General features: G+C 70.2%; 13 protein-coding genes. 5 read left to right on the plus strand and 8 right to left on the minus strand.

All coding sequences use genetic code 11. The features are described 5' to 3' along the window. Nucleotides 1-5: 5 nt before the first annotated feature. Nucleotides 6-1,442: a PLP-dependent aminotransferase family protein gene (locus VZL07_RS12280; RefSeq protein ID WP_426755694.1), complete on the minus strand. Its 1,437-nt coding sequence runs from the start codon at nt 1,440-1,442 to the stop codon at nt 6-8. A 167-nt stretch (nt 1,443-1,609) separates the two neighbouring features. Here VZL07_RS12280 and VZL07_RS12285 point away from each other — a divergent pair, with 167 nt between their 5' ends. Beyond that, nucleotides 1,610-1,978: a DUF2917 domain-containing protein gene (locus tag VZL07_RS12285; RefSeq protein WP_426755695.1), complete on the plus strand. Its 369-nt coding sequence runs from the start codon at nt 1,610-1,612 to the stop codon at nt 1,976-1,978. A gap of 20 nt (nt 1,979-1,998) precedes the next feature. Here the strand turns inward: VZL07_RS12285 and VZL07_RS12290 are convergent, their stop codons facing one another. The 3 genes from VZL07_RS12290 to VZL07_RS12300 all read right to left on the minus strand — a co-directional run bounded on the left by VZL07_RS12290 (nt 1,999) and on the right by VZL07_RS12300 (nt 4,118). Then, nucleotides 1,999-2,262 (minus strand): VOC family protein, encoded by a 264-nt coding sequence (locus VZL07_RS12290; protein ID WP_426755696.1) that lies wholly within the window; start codon nt 2,260-2,262, stop codon nt 1,999-2,001. A gap of 3 nt (nt 2,263-2,265) precedes the next feature. Further along, nucleotides 2,266-2,421, minus strand: a complete 156-nt coding sequence (locus VZL07_RS12295) for a hypothetical protein (RefSeq protein ID WP_426755697.1) — start codon at nt 2,419-2,421, stop codon at nt 2,266-2,268. Nucleotides 2,422-2,525: 104 nt separating this feature from the next. Further along, nucleotides 2,526-4,118: an MAC/perforin domain-containing protein gene (locus VZL07_RS12300; RefSeq protein WP_426755698.1), complete on the minus strand. Its 1,593-nt coding sequence runs from the start codon at nt 4,116-4,118 to the stop codon at nt 2,526-2,528. 88 nt (nt 4,119-4,206) lie between these two features. On the opposite strand from VZL07_RS12300, the gene VZL07_RS12305 reads away from it, so the two are divergent. After that, nucleotides 4,207-4,827 carry an RNA polymerase sigma factor gene (locus VZL07_RS12305; protein WP_426755699.1) on the plus strand — a complete coding sequence of 207 codons (621 nt, stop codon included), beginning with the start codon at nt 4,207-4,209 and terminating at the stop codon, nt 4,825-4,827. Nucleotides 4,828-4,915: 88 nt separating this feature from the next. On the opposite strand, the gene VZL07_RS12310 is transcribed toward VZL07_RS12305, so the two are convergent. Both VZL07_RS12310 and VZL07_RS12315 read right to left on the minus strand, forming a co-directional pair. Next, nucleotides 4,916-8,800, minus strand: coding sequence for a serine/threonine-protein kinase PknK (locus tag VZL07_RS12310; protein ID WP_426755700.1), 3,885 nt, complete (start codon nt 8,798-8,800; stop codon nt 4,916-4,918). Between the two features lie 97 nt (nt 8,801-8,897). Then, entirely contained in the window at nt 8,898-11,462 is a 2,565-nt protein-coding gene (locus tag VZL07_RS12315; protein WP_426755701.1) for an RCC1-like domain-containing protein, read from the minus strand. A 172-nt stretch (nt 11,463-11,634) separates the two neighbouring features. Here VZL07_RS12315 and VZL07_RS12320 point away from each other — a divergent pair, with 172 nt between their 5' ends. The 3 genes from VZL07_RS12320 to VZL07_RS12330 all read left to right on the plus strand — a co-directional run bounded on the left by VZL07_RS12320 (nt 11,635) and on the right by VZL07_RS12330 (nt 14,566). Continuing rightward, the gene (locus tag VZL07_RS12320; RefSeq protein WP_426755702.1) at nt 11,635-12,402 is read left to right on the plus strand and encodes a hypothetical protein; all 768 of its coding nucleotides are present in this window, start codon (nt 11,635-11,637) and stop codon (nt 12,400-12,402) included. An 89-nt stretch (nt 12,403-12,491) separates the two neighbouring features. Further along, complete coding sequence (locus VZL07_RS12325) at nt 12,492-13,631, plus strand: hypothetical protein (protein WP_426755703.1); 1,140 nt, start codon at nt 12,492-12,494, stop codon at nt 13,629-13,631. A gap of 209 nt (nt 13,632-13,840) precedes the next feature. Beyond that, the gene (locus VZL07_RS12330) at nt 13,841-14,566 is read left to right on the plus strand and encodes a class I SAM-dependent methyltransferase (RefSeq protein WP_426755704.1); all 726 of its coding nucleotides are present in this window, start codon (nt 13,841-13,843) and stop codon (nt 14,564-14,566) included. A gap of 129 nt (nt 14,567-14,695) precedes the next feature. Here VZL07_RS12330 and map read toward each other — a convergent pair whose 3' ends face one another. Together map and VZL07_RS12340 are read right to left on the minus strand one after the other, a co-directional pair. Then, nucleotides 14,696-15,691, minus strand: coding sequence for a type I methionyl aminopeptidase (gene map, locus VZL07_RS12335; RefSeq protein ID WP_426755705.1), 996 nt, complete (start codon nt 15,689-15,691; stop codon nt 14,696-14,698). Then, the gene (locus VZL07_RS12340; RefSeq protein WP_426755706.1) at nt 15,688-15,909 is read right to left on the minus strand and encodes a hypothetical protein; all 222 of its coding nucleotides are present in this window, start codon (nt 15,907-15,909) and stop codon (nt 15,688-15,690) included. Before VZL07_RS12340 ends, map begins: the two co-directional genes overlap by 4 nt. Between the last annotated feature and the right edge of the window lie 79 nt (nt 15,910-15,988).

Genomic DNA, 15,988 nt, shown 5'->3' on the forward strand with positions numbered 1-15,988 from the left:
GGCCCTCACGCCAGGCTGCGCGCCAGCGCCCCCAGCGTGGCCATGGCCGCCTCGATGCGAGGCGTCCACGGGTGGCCACAGCTGAGCCGGAAGCAGTTGCGGTACGTGTCCGTCCGCGCGGAGAAGATGGGGCCGGGGGCGATGCTGATGCCCGCCTCCAGCGCCTTCGCATGCAGCGTCAGCACGTCCACCTGCTGCGGCAGCTCCACCCACAGGAGCTGGCCGCCCGTGGGCCGCGTCACCCGCGTGCCCTCGGGAAAGAACTCCGCCACCGCCGAGGTCATGCGCTGCACCTGTGCGCAGAGCCGGCGTCGCAGCGAGCGCAGGTGCCGGTCATAGCCACCGCTCTGGAGGAAGCGCGCAATCGCATACTGGGGCAGCGTGGCGGTCGTCACGGAGGTGGAGAACTTGAGCAACTCCACCCGCTCCCGGAAGCGCCCCGGCGCCACGTAGCCCACCCGAAAGCCCGGCGCGAGCGTCTTCGAGAACGAGCCACAGAGCATCACGTTGCCGCGCTTGTCGAAGGCCTTGCAGGAGCGCGGTCGCTCGGGGCCGAAGTGCAGGTCGCCGTAGATGTCGTCCTCGATGAGCGGCACGTCGTGCGCATCCAGCAGGTTCACCAGCCGCTGGCGCCGCACGTCGGGCATGCAGCTGCCCACCGGGTTGCTGAAGCTGGGCACCACCAGCACCGCGGCGATGCGGCGCCGCGTGAGCGCCGCCTCCAGCGCCTCCATCTGCATGCCGTTGCACGGGCAGCTGGGAATCTCCAGCGCGCGCAGGCCCAGCGCCTCGATGGCCTGGAGCGTGCCGTAGTACGCGGGAGACTCGATGGCGATGGTGTCGCCCGGGCGGGCCACCGCGAGCAGGCACAGGTGGACGGCCTCGGACGCGCCAAAGGTGGTGATGAAGTCGTCCATGGCCAGCGAGCAGCCCCAGTCCATGGAGCGCCGCGCGAGCTGCTGACGCAGCTCCACGCACCCGGGCAGCACGTCGTACTGGACGCCCCGGTCACGCGCGTCCCGGGTGAGCGCGTTCAGCTCGCGGAACAGCCTGCGGGTGGGCAGCAGCTCCGGTGAGGGCGAGGCGGCGCCGAGCTGAACCATCCGGGCATCCCCCATGGACTGGTACACGCTGGCCACCAGCGAGCTGACGGTGACGAGGGTGGCGGTGGACGCAGGCCGGGACAGCTGGGGCTCGGCGAGCTGGGGACGCTCGCGGCGGCGCACGTAGTGGCCGGACTGGGGGCGCGTCTCGATGAGCCCCTCGGCCTCCAGGTGCAGATAGGCCTGGAGGACGGTGGAGATGCTCACCCGCTCCCGCAGGCTGAGCTGCCGCACCGACGGCAGCTTGTCTCCAGGCCGCAGTGTGCCTGCGGTGATGGCCTCTTCCAGCCGCTCGGCGACCTGCTCATACAGTTTCGGCTTATGCGCCACCGCGCCCATGGCTCCTCCCAGGGTGTGCCGCTTTCATGTTCGGCATCGGAGACGAGAACGGGCGCGATGCCCAGATACAGCTCCTCCCGATGGCGACCAGTACAGTTCGTGGGTGTAAATCTGTACCGGTCACAATTTCAATTTACTGAATCTGTTCTGCAACCGCCGCGGGGCGCATGTTGGGCGCCATGGAGGACGCGGCGATGTGGGACTGGCTGAGGACAGTGGCGCACCGGTGGCGGTTCGGAGCGCGCGGAAACTGGACCACGGGCCCGGTGCGCCTCACCCAGGGCGACCTGTGGAGCGTGCGCACGACCGGCCGCGAGTCCCTGGTCCTCACCTGCGCCGAGGGTGAGCTGTGGCTCACGTATGAAGGGGACCCACGCGACTACGTGCTCCGGCCCGGAGACAGCATGCGGCTGGAGCGAGCAGGGCATGTGGTGGTGCAGGCCCTGCGCACCTCGCGATTCTGCCTCAGGGAACGGCCAGCCCCCTGCGCCGACCCGGGCGCCCATCCGTCCGGTTCCGCGGCGGCAGTGCGGTGAGCCCGAAGGCAGAGGTCCACTCAAGCCCCTCTCACGGCATCCGGCGCTGACTGGATGAAGCGGCGGAACTCCGCGGAGGGGGGAATGACCTTGTGGCAATAGACCACCAGGCCAATGGGGTCGAGCACGCCGAAGCCCCGGTCTCCCCATGGGTTGTCGGCCAGCGGGATCACCATCTGCTCTCCGCGCTCCGTCATCCGCTGGTACAGGGCATCCACGTCCTCGACGAGGACGTTGAGGGTGGCCCCTCCGCCATAGGGCCTGGCGTCCCCCCGCGGCTCCATGAATCAAAACTCCGGCGCCTCGGCGTTGCGCCCCAGGCGCATGAGCACATACCAGCCGCAGCCGAACGGGTACCAGGTCTCGAAATACGCATCATAGAAGCGGCGAACCGCGGCGATGTCCCGGGTCAGGAAGGTGACCGATGAGGTGGTGACGTTCACGGATGGCTCCCTCGGTGAGTGCACGTTCGCGAGGGAGGCTAGGGCGATGCCCGGGAGCCGTATTGAACGAATCGGACAGCTCCCAGGTGCCACGGGCGCGGACGTCAGCGCCTCGCGGGGACCGAGCCCGTCGCGCGCAGCAACCGCGGATGCGCGAGGCCCCGCTCCCCTCGCAGCAGCGTGGTCAGCTTCGCCTGGGCCACCTTCGACTTCGACAGCAGCGGCGCCGCCCACGTCGGCTGGGACACGAGCTGATCCACCAGCACGTCGAAGGTGGCGGTGGGGCAGCTCACCTGCATGTACGTCGCGTCGGTCAACATCCACTGGGCCGAGCTGTCGCCGATGGAGATGACCTCCACGCCCGTGCCCGGTCCCGAGGTGGGCGTCCCCACCAGGAGGTAGTTGACGCCGGAGTCGCGCCGGCCATTCTCGAGCGACAGCGCCTCCCACTGCCGCAGCGCCCCGCTCCCGCCGATGCTGAGCAGCGCCTGGTACAGCGAGCCCCGGGGAAACCACCGGCCCAGCATCCCGTACGTCGCCAGCACCACGAGGTACTCCGGGCCCATGTACGGCTCGAGCACCTGGTATGCCTCCGTCGAGTACACGTCGATGTCCCCGTCCTCCCAGCGCAGGGGCAGGAACTGGTTCAGCACGGGCTCCAGCGTCCCGCGGTCCAGGACGCACACCTGGAAGCCGCTCGTCCGGACCGGCGCCGGCGTGGAGGGCACCTGCGGCTTGCCCCGCACCAGGATGACGGAGCTGTCCGCCTTGGCCTCACCGTAGATTCGCTCGTGGAGGTAGCTCTGGTACGCCGCCTCGAGCGCGGTGGCCTGCGCGCCGGAGAACAGCAGCCAGATGGGCTTCAGCTTGAAGTCCACGGCGGCGGGCAGCTGCTCGGCGGAGACGCGCCACTCGGAAAGCAGCTGCTGGTAGTTGTCGAGGTAGCCCGGCTCGATGACGTCCAGCACCTGCGAGTTTCCGCCCTGCGCGGAGACGCTCGTCTGCGTGTTCTCCGTCCACGACTGGCCCACCTGCTTCCACGTCGCCTCGGCGGTGGCCTTGGTGTCGGTGAAGAGCGCCTTGTATTCGAGGTCCAGCTTGCTGGAGATGGTCTGCGAGCTCGACTCGTACGAGCGCTCCACCGCGAGCGAGAAGTACATGCGGAAGCCCACGTTGACGGACGTCACGAAGTGCGTGCCGTACTTCTGGAAGAGGCGGTAGAACTGCGCGCGCGTGGACGGGTTGAAGGACTCGGGAACCTGCCAGTCCGGATCCGCCAGCACCCAGGGCGCCAGCGCCTCCTGCGACGCGTCCTGGAGGTCCAGCCGCCAGGCCTCGAAGTTCATCTGGTACAGGCCATACGTGTAGGCCGTGTCGTGCTTGGAGCACATGTCGTACGACGCCTCGAACTGGCCGCTGAAGCCCTCGTAGCCGCCATGGATGCCAGCCTTGGCGGAGAAGTAGCTCTGCACCTCCGAGCGGCTCTCGAACAGGCGCGAGTCCCCCGAGCTCTGCCCCACCGCCTCGACGGCCACGTTGTCGGGCAGGACGTACTGCGTTCCGTTGTAGGACCACTGCTTGCCGTCGTCCCGCATCGCGAAGAGCTGCTGTGTCTTGGAGTCGGTGCTGTAGGTGCCGAAGATGTCGAAGCCCCACCCCACGACGCTGGAACCGGGAATCGGATTGGCGTTGCTCATGGACTGTCCCTCTCGTGCGCCACCCGGGCCTTTCCGGATGGGTCGGCGGGGTAGACGGGCCTCCCGGCGGATGTGAAAAATCCACCGCATGTCCAGTCCACGGGAGCAGCTCGAGCAGGAGGTCCAGCGCCTGTGCGGGCAGGGCCAGCACGCGCTCGCCGCCGAGACCAGCATCCGGGGCTATGGCCCCGAGGTCTTCGGTGCGCTGATGGCCACGCTCCGGAACGAAGCAGCCGCGGAGGAGGTGTTCTCCGTATGGAGCGAGCGCCTGTGGCGGGGCCTCGCCGGCTTCACCTGGGGCTGCACCCTCCGCACGTGGGCCTACATCCTGGCGCGCAACGCCTGCACCGACTTCCGCCGACATGAGCACCACCGGGCGCGGCTGGACCAGCCGCTGCCGGACTCGGAGGTCATCTCCGGCATCGCCCACCAGGTCCGCTCGGAGACGCAGCCCTACCTGCGCACCGATGCCAAGGACCGCCTGTCCGCGCTGCGCGAGCGCCTGCCCCCCGAGGACCGCGAGCTGCTCGTGCTGCGCCTGGACCGGCAGCTGGAGTGGAAGGAGCTGGCGCTCGTCATGCTCGGCCGGGAGGACGTTGCCCGCGACGCGCTGACGCGCGAGTCGCAGCGGCTGCGAAAGCGCTTCCAGCTCCTCAAGGACGAGCTGGTGGAGCTGGGACGGCGCGAGGGGCTGTTCCTCCAGGAGTGAGCGGGCCGCTGCTTCACGGGCGATGGCGCAGCGGCGTCAGCGCCAGTGCTCGGATGCCGCGCTCCGCCAGTTCACGAACGGTGACGCATCATGTGCGGTGGAGCGGCGGCGTCAGCATGGACGCCATCCGCGCCGGTGCTCGGATACCGCGCCCGGTCAGCTCACGGTCGGCCGCGTCCAGCAGCGCCGCGCCAGCAGCGCCGCCCAGCAGCTCGCCCCGTCGCCGGTGGATGCAGTTCGCCAGCAGCACCATCCCCTGCCCCGCCGCCAGTCCCTCCGCGTCTCCGAGCCACTGGAGCGCGTCCTCCCGCCGTCCCCGTCGAGACGCGACGGCCGCCCGGAGCAACCCCGCCATGGCTTCCGCCCACGCAATGCCTTCCCCCGCCAGGACCCGCGCGGAGCGGAGGGCCAGCCGCTCGGCATGAGACGGCTTCAGCGTGGGCGTGGCCAGCGCCGCCAGCGCATGGAGGTAGCGCAGCTCGACCCGCAGCAGGCGCACGCGGAGCAGGCCCGCGCGCATCAAGAGGAACCGTTGCTGCCGGACCAGCGCCCAGGCTTGTGCGCCCTCTCCTCGATAGAGCGCGATGCGGAGCCGCGACGCCTCCGCCCGGACCTGCTGGGGGGTGTAGCCCTGGTGCTGGCGGAGCTCGACCATGGACCGCACCAGGGCCTCCGCCTCCTCGGGCGCATCGCCGGCGAGCGCCACCATGCACCCCGTGGTCGCCCGCATCAGGGCATCGAAGTAGCGGTGGCCACGCGCGCGCACCTCGTCCAACACCATGGGCACCGTCCGCGCGAGCTCCGGGACCTCTCCCATCTGCCACAGACAGAAGGCCCGCTGCATGCGGGCGAAGTCCAGCTCCCACGACGCGCCCTGGGCCTGGAGCATCGACTCGGCGGCCCCGCGCAACAGCGGCTCCGCCTCACGCCAGTTGCCCTGGTACAGCGCGACCATGCCCTGGCCGAGCGCCACCCATCCCCTCGCATGCGGGTGGCCCGACTGCTCCGCGAGCGCCGACGCACGCCGCAACAGGCACGTGGACGCCAGCGAGGCCCGGCCGCCGCGCATGCCTTGGAAGACGGCGTGCAAGGCCAGCCCTCGCGAGGCGCGGTACGCATCACCGGAGCGCAGCGCCAGGTCGAGGTGACGGACGCGGAAGTCCGCTGCGGGGATGGGGTCGGCGAGGCTGAGCCCCAGCGCCGCGGACCAGCACACATCCAGCCGGAGCCGCTCCGCCTCCGGCACCTCGCGCGCGGCAGGCGGCTGGAGGTCCATTCCCCGAGCCCGCATTCCCCACCCACGCATCCACGCGCCCAGCAAGGCTCCGGGCACCGAGGAGGCGGCGCGGAGCCCCACGTCCCCCTGCAGCTGGCGCAGCACCTCGCGCCCCTCGCGCGTGTACCCGCCCAGGAGGAGCTGGTCCATGGCGCGGTGCCGCCACGCCAGGGCCTGCGAAGCCTCTTCGCCCTCCGCTGCGTCGAGCCACGCACGCGCGGCCTCCGCCGGACGGCCCGCGGCGGCCAGGGCTTCGCCCAGCCGCGCCGTGAGCGGGCGCACCGCTTCCGGTGCCAGCCCTCCGAGCGCCAGCGCCTCGCGATAGAGCGTGGCCGCGCGGTCGAAGGCGAGCACTGAGTGGGCGTGACTCGCCGCCTCCACGGCGTAGGACGAGGCAATGTCCCGCCGCCCGCCCTCGCGGAAGTGCAGCAGGAGCTGCTCGGCCCGCGCGTGTCCGCTCGCCTCCAGCGCCTGAGCGAGCCCCAGGTGCCGCTCCCGACGGACCTCGGGGGGAAGCCCCGCTGCCACCGCCTCGCGGATCCGGTCGTGATAGGGCAGCAACTCCTCCGCGCCGTCCCGCCAGCGGACTCTCACCAGATGTCCCGCGCGAAGCCGTGTGAGCGCTGGCAGCTCGCACTCCCGTGCCGTGTCGAAGGCCGCTCGTACCGCGCAGCTTCGCGACAGGGGCTGGCTCGCGAGGGCCACGACCTCCAGCAGCCGCCGGGCCTCGCTGGGCAGCCGCTCCACGCGGGCGAGCAGGAGCGCGTCCAGGGCGGAAGAGCCCTGGACTGACAGGGCCGCGCCCTCGCGGCCCAGCCGCTCCACCCGAGCCCGGAGGCATGAGCCCTGCTCGGAGGCGGCATGCCCCATCAGGACTGCACCCTCGCTGCCCAGGCGCTCCACCGGGGCACGCAGGCATGAGTCCAGCTCGGAGGCGGCATGGCCCTCTCGGGCAAGCTGTGCCAGCTCGGTGATGAAGAAGGGGTGGCCCTGTCCCTCCGTCCCCAGCGCGAAAGCCAGCGCGGCGTGCGGCTCCGAGGCGTCGAGCAACGTGCTCGCCAGTCGCTCCGCCTCCTCCTGGCCCAGCGCACCGACCGCCACCTCATGCACCTCCAGGCCCGCGCCCGAGGCCGCACGGAGCGCCGGCAGGAGGCTCGCGAGCACGGGGCTCGACTCCGACTCGTCACCCCGGTACGTGGCCACGACGAGCACCGGCGGCGCCTCCGGAGGCTGGAGCACCTCCAGCAGGAAGTCCGCGCCCTCCAGGTCACCCCACTGGATGTCATCGAGCCAGAGCACCCGCGTCCCTCGCGCGGCCAACTCCTGGAGCAGCGCGCGCACCGCGGCCACGGCCCGCCGCCGTTGCTCCTGGGGCTGCACCGGCGCGTCGGTCCATGAGACTTCCGGGCACGCAGGCAGCTGCCGGAACACGGGGAACAGACGCGCCAACGCCCCCAGGTCGGCGGGTGACAGCGGCGCGCCGGGAAGCGCCCGAAGCGTGCGGCAGAGCGCGTCCATCAAACTGTCGAGGAGCTTGTAGGGCACCGACTCCTGCTCGAAGCAGCGTCCCATGGCCGCGCCCGCTCCCGGCTCGGCCTGGAGGTCATCCAGGAAGCGCTGCACCAGCGCGCTCTTCCCGATGCCGGATGGCCCATGGACGAGCGCGACCACCGCCTTGCCTGTCCTCGCCACCGACAGCGCGCGGCGCAGCTGGCGCAACTCCGGCTCACGCCCGATGAAGGTCCCCGCACGAGAGGGCGCCACCTCCAGGGGCGGAAGGAATCGCCGTGACACCGGTCCCGCGAGCCAGGCCCGCACCCTGGCTCCCGTGGGCCGCTGCTCGGGCGCACGGGCCAGCAAAGCCACGCACAGTGCCTCCAGGTCCTCGGGCACGTCGGGCGCCAGCAGCCGCGGCGAGACAGGCAGCCCGTCCGCGTCCTCGGGCACCTCCACGGGCAGGTGGCCTGTGAGCACCTCGTAGAGCATCACCCCGACGGAGTACCAGTCCGCGGCGGGTCCGATGGGGCGCGCGGCGGACTGCTCCGGGGCCATGTACCGCGGCGTCCCGGCGGCCAACTCCTCACGCGGCGTCCCTGACAGGTCGGTCACCAACCCGAAGTCGAGCAGCACCACGCGGTCCTCGTCCGTCACCATGACGTTGGAGGGCTTGATGTCCCGGTGCAGCTTCCCCGCGTCGTGGAGGAACGCCACCCCGTCCGCGAGCTGCCGCAGCAGCCGGCGCAAGTGCTCCATGTCCCGGCCCTCGCCTCGCTCGCGAGGCGGCGGCACGCAGCGCGTGAAGCGCTGCCCGCGCAGGCGCTCCATGGTGAAGAACCACGCGTCCCCCTCGGAGAACAGCTCGTAGAGCTGCACCAGGTTCGGGTGGGTGAGTCCCGCCAGCGCGCGGAACTCCTGCTTGAAGAGGAGCAGTGCGTGGGCATCCACCCGGCGCAGCAGCTTGAGGGCCACGGCCGCACCGCGCTTGCCGTCCAGCGCCTCATACACCGTGCCGAAGCCGCCCTCCCCCAAACGCTCACGCAGGGTGAAGCGCTCCGAGTGCCACGGGGTGGCCCGCACGCTCGGCATCAGCGCGGGGGCCCGGGCCAGCTCATGAAGGAAGGCCAGCGACGGGGACATCCCCGGCGAGGAGGTGCCGCCGGAATGCGTCAAGGGCTCGCCGGCTTGCAGGTCGCTCATCCCTCGTGTCTCCACGAGAGAGACGCGCGGCGCGGCAACCCTTGAGCATGGGCTGGAATGGGCCACGGGCGACGGCGGCCCATTCCAGCCCGATACCTCAGGGCAGTTCGGGCTGGACGGGCAACGGCTGGTCGGCCTTCACACCAACGCCGAGCTGGCCGTCACGGCCATCCCCCCAGGCCCACACCGAGCCGTCCGTATGGAGGGCCAGGGAATGGCCCTCCCCCGCGGCAATGCGGCTCACGGAGGACAAGCCCGGCACCTGGGCCGCGCGCTCGCGGGGAAGACCCGTTCCGTCGCCGAGCTGGCCGAAGTTGTTGCGGCCCGTGGCCCAGGCGGTTCCGTCCTCATCGAGCACCAGCGAATGCTCCCCCCCGCCGTCAAGGCCCTGGATGTTCGTCAGTCCGAGCATCTGCGCAGGCACCCCGGTGCTGCCCCCCGAAGTGCCGAGCTGGCCGTAGTATCCGAACCCCCAGGCCCAGGCGGTGCCGTCCTCACGCAGGGCCAGCGAATGGTAGTGGCCCGCGGCGATGGCGACGACATCGACCAGCCCGGGCACCTGGACAGGGGTGGGGTGGTCGATCTGCGTCCCATCACCGAGCTGCATCGAGGAGTTGCTCCCCCACGCCCAGACGGTGCCGTCATCGCGGAGCGCCAGCGCGTGGAATTCGCCCGCGGCAATGGCGGTGATGCCTCTCAGCCCTGACACCTGGACTGGCTCGGAGCGGTTGACAGTGGTCCCATCGCCGAGATGGCCCCTGTGGTTGCTCCCCCACGCCCAGACCGTCCCGTCGTTGCGCAGGGCCAGCGAACGGCTGCCCCCCGCCGCCACGGCGATGACGCCCGTCAATCCAGTCACCTGCACCGGAACGTTGCTGTAGACCGACGTCGACCCGTCGCCCAGCTGTCCGGAGCTGTTCCAGCCCCAGGCCCAGACCACGCCATCATTGCGCAGGGCCAGCGAGTGCGCGTCCCCCGCCGCCACGGCGATGACGCCGGTCAGCCCAGACACCTGCACGGGGGAGACACGGATATCGTGCGTTCCATCGCCAAGCTGCCCACTGTCGTTGCCGCCCCAGGACCAGACCGTGCCGTCGTCACGCACGGCCAGCGAGTGGTCGTTCCCCGCGGCGATGGACGTAGCCCCTGTCAGCCCCGGAACCTGGGTGGGCTGGTTTCGGTTGGCGGTGACCATCACGCCGAGCTGGCCCTGGCCGTTATGGCCCCAGGTCCGCAGGGTGCCGTCACCGAGGAAGGCCACGGAGTGAGAATTGCCCGCGGCGATGGCGGTGACCCCCGCGACCCCGGTCACCTGCACGGGCGCCAGCCGCCTCGTGGTCGTCCCATCACCGAGCTGCCCTCGGTAGTTGCCCCCCCAGGACCAGGCGCTCCCGTCATCGCGCACAGCCAGCGAGTGGACGCCGTTGGCGGCAATGGCACTGACCTCCGTCACCCCTGACACCTGGGCGGGCGTAGTGCGCCGGGTGGCCATCGCCCCATCGCCCAGCTCTCCATCGGCGTTTCTCCCCCAGGCCCAGACGCTTCCGTCAGCTCGCAGCGCCAGGGAATGGCCGTGACTCGCCGCCAGGGAGATGACGTTGTCCAGGTCGGACACCTGCTCGGGCGTGGCGCGGGCGGACAGCGCTTCATCCCCCCGCTGGCCGTAGACGTTGTCTCCCCAGGCCCAGACGGTGCCGTCGGCAAGCACCGCCAGGGAGTGGTAGAAGCCCGCGGCAATCCCGGTGACGCGAGTCAGGCCGGGAACCTGCACGGGCGTGGCGCGGGGGGTGGTCGTCCCATCTCCCAGCTCGCCGGAGCTGTTTTCTCCCCAGGCCCAGACGGTGCCATCGGCGCGGAGCGCGAGGGAATGGTAGCCGTTCGCGGAGATGGCGATGACGTCCGTGAGTCCAGCCACCTGCACGGGCGTGGCGTGCACGGAGCCCTCGGTCGGCCCGTCCAGGTAGTGCCCCCAGGCCCAGACGGTGCCATCACTCCTCAGGGCCAGCGAGTGAAAGAAGCCCGCGGCAATGGCGGCGACATTCGTCAGCCCAACGACCCGCACGAGCGAGGAACGGTCAATCACGGTTCCATCACCGAGCTGGCCATAGGTGTTGACGCCCCAGGACCACACGGTGCCGTCCTCACGGAGGGTCAATGAATGGTCGACGCCCGCGGCGACACGAGGCGCGGCGCAGGGACGGACGGCCAGCAGGAAGGGCTCCGAGGTCGACTGGTCATCTCCATCCGTCACGGTGACGGTGACGGTGAAGCGGGTCCCCGTGGGCGTGCAGGACGGAGCCGTCCACGTCACCTCGCTCGTCGTGGCCGTGCTCACCGGCGTCCCGAGCGTCCCCGCGCTGGCCGTCCAGGCGAAGGCGAGCTCGGACGTCCTGTCATCCTCCGCGGTGACGTGGAAGGTGACGCTCTCACCGGGAACGACGTTGACAGCGGACTGCGTGCTCGCCACGACGGCAGGCGCGGTCAGGGGCGGCTCTCCCGCGTCAGGCTCTCCCGCATCGGGCTGGCCCGCGTCGGGGAGGCAGTTGGTGGACGAGCCTGGGCAGTCATCGGGCGGCCCGGAGTCCGAGCCACAGCCTGAACTCAAGGAGAGCAACGCCATCACCAACAAGGCGTTGAGAACGAATCCACGGTGTCGATGCATTGAGCGTCTCAATGTCTAGGGATTGAGGGCCAAGGAACCTAGCAGACACGACTTCCGTGTTGCACCTGGGCCCCTGCTTTCAATTCATCGCGCCTCCCGGGGGCGGACGCCCGCGGCATTCCATACACACCTCGCGGGCTGCGCCCTCCTCGTTCTGGGTATGGTGCGCGCCATGCACTTCGCTCATACGTGTCGACGCTTCGTGTCGCTCCTGGCGGTCGTGTCTTCGCTCGGCTCCGCCCAGGCCGCGGAGGTCTCCCCCGCCCAGCGGGTGGAGACCACGCCAGGCCTCACGCCCGAAGCCGTGCGCCGCGCCTTTGACAGCCAACGCCAGGCCCTGAGCGCCTGCATGCGCCTGGTCGAGTATCGCCACAAGGCCGGCGCCTCGCCCCACACGATGGAGTTCCTGCCGTGGAACGCGCCGCCCGACGCGGATGACCGCATCCAGTTGCGCCTCACCCTGACGCCGGACGGCAAGCTCCACAAGGACTTCCGCCGGCCAGGCCTCTTCGCCGTGCGCGCGCTCTACCTCGACACTTCCTGCGCCGAGAACGTGGTGAGCAACTGGACCTTCCCCACCTTCCCAGGGGAGAAGGATGCGCAGGTCCAGGTGGAAGTGTGGGCGCGGTTCCGGACCACGGAAGCGGAGCGGACCGCCGCACTCACCCGGATACGCGCGGACTACGCCGCCCTCTGCCGAGCCCTCCTGGCCCTGGGGAGCGACAATGCCCCTCCCTCGCGAGAGCAATGGAACGCAGGCCTCAAGCGCTTCCTCTCCGAGCGCGGCGAGCGTCTGGCCCCGCGGGTGCGTCGTGGCATCGAGGCCGTTGCGAACCTCCACGTGCGGGACGCCATCAACATCCTCGAAAGCGGAATGGCGGAGTCGACGGTCGCGTCCCCCGAATGCCAGAAACTCCAAGCCTGGAAGAAGGCGCAGTAGCGCCGTAGCGCATCCGAACTGTGCTGCCGCATCGCCAGCAGGACTGTGCATTGACCGCCCCAGGCACGGCGTCAATCGTCCCGGCTGCTTTGACTCTACCCCTGCATCCAAGGCGCATCCGCGCGGCCACCCACCGAGGGCTGCTGGTCCTGCTCCTCGTGGCGGGCTGCACGCCTGAAATCGAGCTCACCCGTGGGGCTGTGTTCACGGACCCGAAACGCACCACGCTGGCCTATGTCCAGGACGACCATCTGGTGCGGCGCCAGGGAACCGTGGAGAAACGCATCCCCCGTGAACGGTTCGGGTGCGTGCCGCCGGGCTTCTTCGGTTCGAACTCGACGTTCCGCCTCTTCTCTGGAGGCAAGCGGGCGTTCCTCATTGCCACGGGGTTTCCGGACGAGCGGCGCATCGATGAGCTCCGCAGGCTGTTCACGTTCAGCCGGGCCGGAGAGGCGCTCGCCACGTCGTGCATCCTCGACCTGGAGAACGAGAAGGGCATCCCCCTGGAGAGCCTGGTTCCCGCCGGAACCGACATGCTCGAAGTCGCCGGCGTCCGCAGGCACGTCTACGTGGGCCGGGTAACGGACCGCATCTACACCTGGTCCGACGAATGGGAGAGCGAACTGGAGGTCCTCCATGTGGATGCGAAGCTGCGCATCCTCACGCCCCTTCCCGTCAGTCGCCAGCGGTGCCAGCTCGCGGAATCAGACGAGGAGCTGCTCATCGCCTGCTGGCACGAGCACTCCGGCTTCAGGAAGCACCAGCTGGTGGTCACCCGGTATCCCCTGGGAACGTGGCCACCGAAGGCGCGCGACACGACGACGCTCAATGTGCCGCCCAACCGCGACGCGGACTTCGAGTTTCTTCCCGACGGAAGGCACCTGGTCGTCTGGGGCGCCGGAACTGGCGACCTCCCCCCTTCGGGCAAATTCCTGGTCGTCCTGGACCTGCGGACCAGCAAGCCCGCCGTCGTGCTCCAGGACATGAGCTGGCAATACACACCGAAGGTAGAGCCCACCGCGGATGGCAAAGGCTTCCTCCTCGTCGAGTCCCAGCCACCTGAAGGACTGAGGCGCCACACGGGACGCGTCCGTCACTACGGCTTCGACGGCCAGCAGCTCGGCACCTGGACGATGCGAAAGACGCCAGAGAAGCTCATCGCCCCCGCCGATGGTCAGGGCTTCTGGGCCGAGTTCTATCAAAATGCCCGATGGCAGCCCCTGCGGTGATGCTCGACGTCGTCGCCCACAAGTCTGGTGTGGCCCTGCCGCGTTTTCGGCGTGGCGCCGTCGGCCTCACCCGCCTGGACGCCGGCCGTGCTGGACCCGCCCCGTGACGGGACCTGCGTTTCCGCCGATCCCACCTGAATCCCCGCCCTCCCCTTCACCAGCCCCGGGGCGCATCCTCGAATCCAACCCCGCCTTTTCGAGGACATGTCATGGCGCACGACCACAACCCCGCCCACCACATCGTGATGGGTTTCGGCCCGGACCGCGCGGCCCACTACGACGCGCAGGCGTCCATCAATCTCGCGGGCAGCGAGGCCCTCTACGAGCTGGGGGTCAGCGCCCTCACCGCCCAGCTCGACGGCCAGGATGCCGCGTCGCTCCTCTTCGTCGGCGTGGGCACGGGTGCGGAGCTGATGCCCTACACCCGCTTCGGCGTACCGGGTTGGCGCTTCACGGGCGTGGAGCCCTCGGGCGCCATGCTCGCCGTTGCCCACAGACGACTGGAGGAGGAAGGGCTGCTCTCGCGCACGCACCTGCACGAGGGAACCCTGGACACGCTGCCCCCCGGGCCCGCTTTCGATGGCGCCCAGGTGATGGGCGTGCTCCACCACGTGGAGGGTGAAGCGGCCCGCCTCGGGCTGCTTCGGGAGGTGGGCCGGCGCCTCAAGCCCGGAGCCCCCATCGTCGTGGGCTGCCGCGTCGGCAAGGACGACGTGCTGACCCACGTGGAGTTCCGGCGGCTGCGCGCATACGGCATCCCCGCCGAGAAACTGGAGCAACGGCGCCAGCGCCTCGAGGAGCTCAAGCCCATCGCGTCCGACGCCGCCATGTTCGAGCTGCTCGCCCAGGCCGGCTTCCTGGCGCCGCGTCCGATTTTCGCGTCGCTCCTGTTCAAGGTCTTCCTGGCGCGCTTCGAGCCGGGCGCCGCGCGCTGAGCCAGGCCGCTCCCGAGCGGAATGCCTCGCTCCGGGACATGACCACCGCGCCCCGCCCTGCGCTGCCGCCTGGACGGCGGCCCAGGACCGCGCGGCCAGAGGCGTGCCCGGCCGCGCGCATCCATGTCCTCACGCCACGGTGAGGATTTCAGCGCCCTGCTCGGTGACGAGCAGGGTGTGCTCGAACTGGGCGCTGCGGCTGCCGTCGGCGGTGACGGCGGTCCACTCGTCATCCCAGGTGCGGTGACCCCAGCCGCCCAGATTGATCATCGGCTCGACGGTGAAAATCATGCCGGGCTGCATGATGGTGTCGGCCTCGGGCTCGTAGTAGTGCGGAATCTGGAGCGAGGTGTGGAACGTCTCGCCGATGCCGTGACCGCAGTAGGCGCGCACCACGCTCATGCCGTTCTTCGTGGCATGCGCCTCGATGGCGCGGCCGATGTCGCTGATGGGCCGGCCGGGCTTCACCGCGGCGATGCCCAGGTCCAGGCACTCGCGCGTCACGCGCACCAGCCGCTGGCTCTCCTCGTCCACGTTGCCCACGAAGTACGTCGCCGAGCAGTCACCGTGGACGCCATCCAGGTAGATGGTGATGTCCAGGTTGATGATGTCTCCGTCCTCCAGCGGCCGGCTGTCCGGGATGCCGTGGCAGATGACCTCGTTGATGGAGGTGCAGAGCGACTTCGGGTAGCGGTGGTAGTTGAGCGTGCTCGGGTAGCCGCCCCGCTTGATGTAGGCCTCGTGCGCAATCGCATCCAGCTCGTCCGTGGTGATGCCCGGACGCACGTGCGCGGACACCTCCTGGAGCACCTCGGCGGCGGCCTTGCACGCCTTGCGCATGCGGGCGATGACGTCCGGCGACTTGATGTCGGAGCCGGGGTCCTTGCGAGAAGGCCGGCCGGTCAGCGCGTAGTCCGGACGGGGGATGTGCAGGGGCACGTCACGGCGAGGGCTGATGACGCCCGGGCGGATGCCCTTGCGGACGACGTCCGCGCCCTTCTTGCGCGCCTCCGCGGCATCCGCGCCGCGGTGGCACTTCTTGTACTTGGTACCGCTGCCACACCAGCAGGTGTCGTTGGGCCCGGGAAGGACGGCGGGCGGGGTACGGGGAACGGCAGTGGTCATGATTCACCTCCAACGCGGAGCTGCTCGGGCTTGCGGGCGCGCATCCAGCGCACCACCTGGGGACGAAGCCAAAGCCGGGGCCGCCCGGCGCCCAGGTCCAGGACGGGCCGGGGCATGTCGGGATAGCGGCGCAGGTAGGTGCTGACGCTGTTGGCGTGGCGCAGGCGCAGCAACCCGGCCACCGCCTGAGCGTCAATCAGGTCTTCGGTCTTCACCATGGGACACATGTCGGGCCTGTCTATACCCCTAGACACTGGCCCGTGCACGGCTTCTTTCCCAGCGCATCCCGAGGCAGTG

This window comes from Pseudomyxococcus flavus, from assembly GCF_050038885.1.
Classification (GTDB): domain Bacteria; phylum Myxococcota; class Myxococcia; order Myxococcales; family Myxococcaceae; genus Myxococcus; species Myxococcus flavus.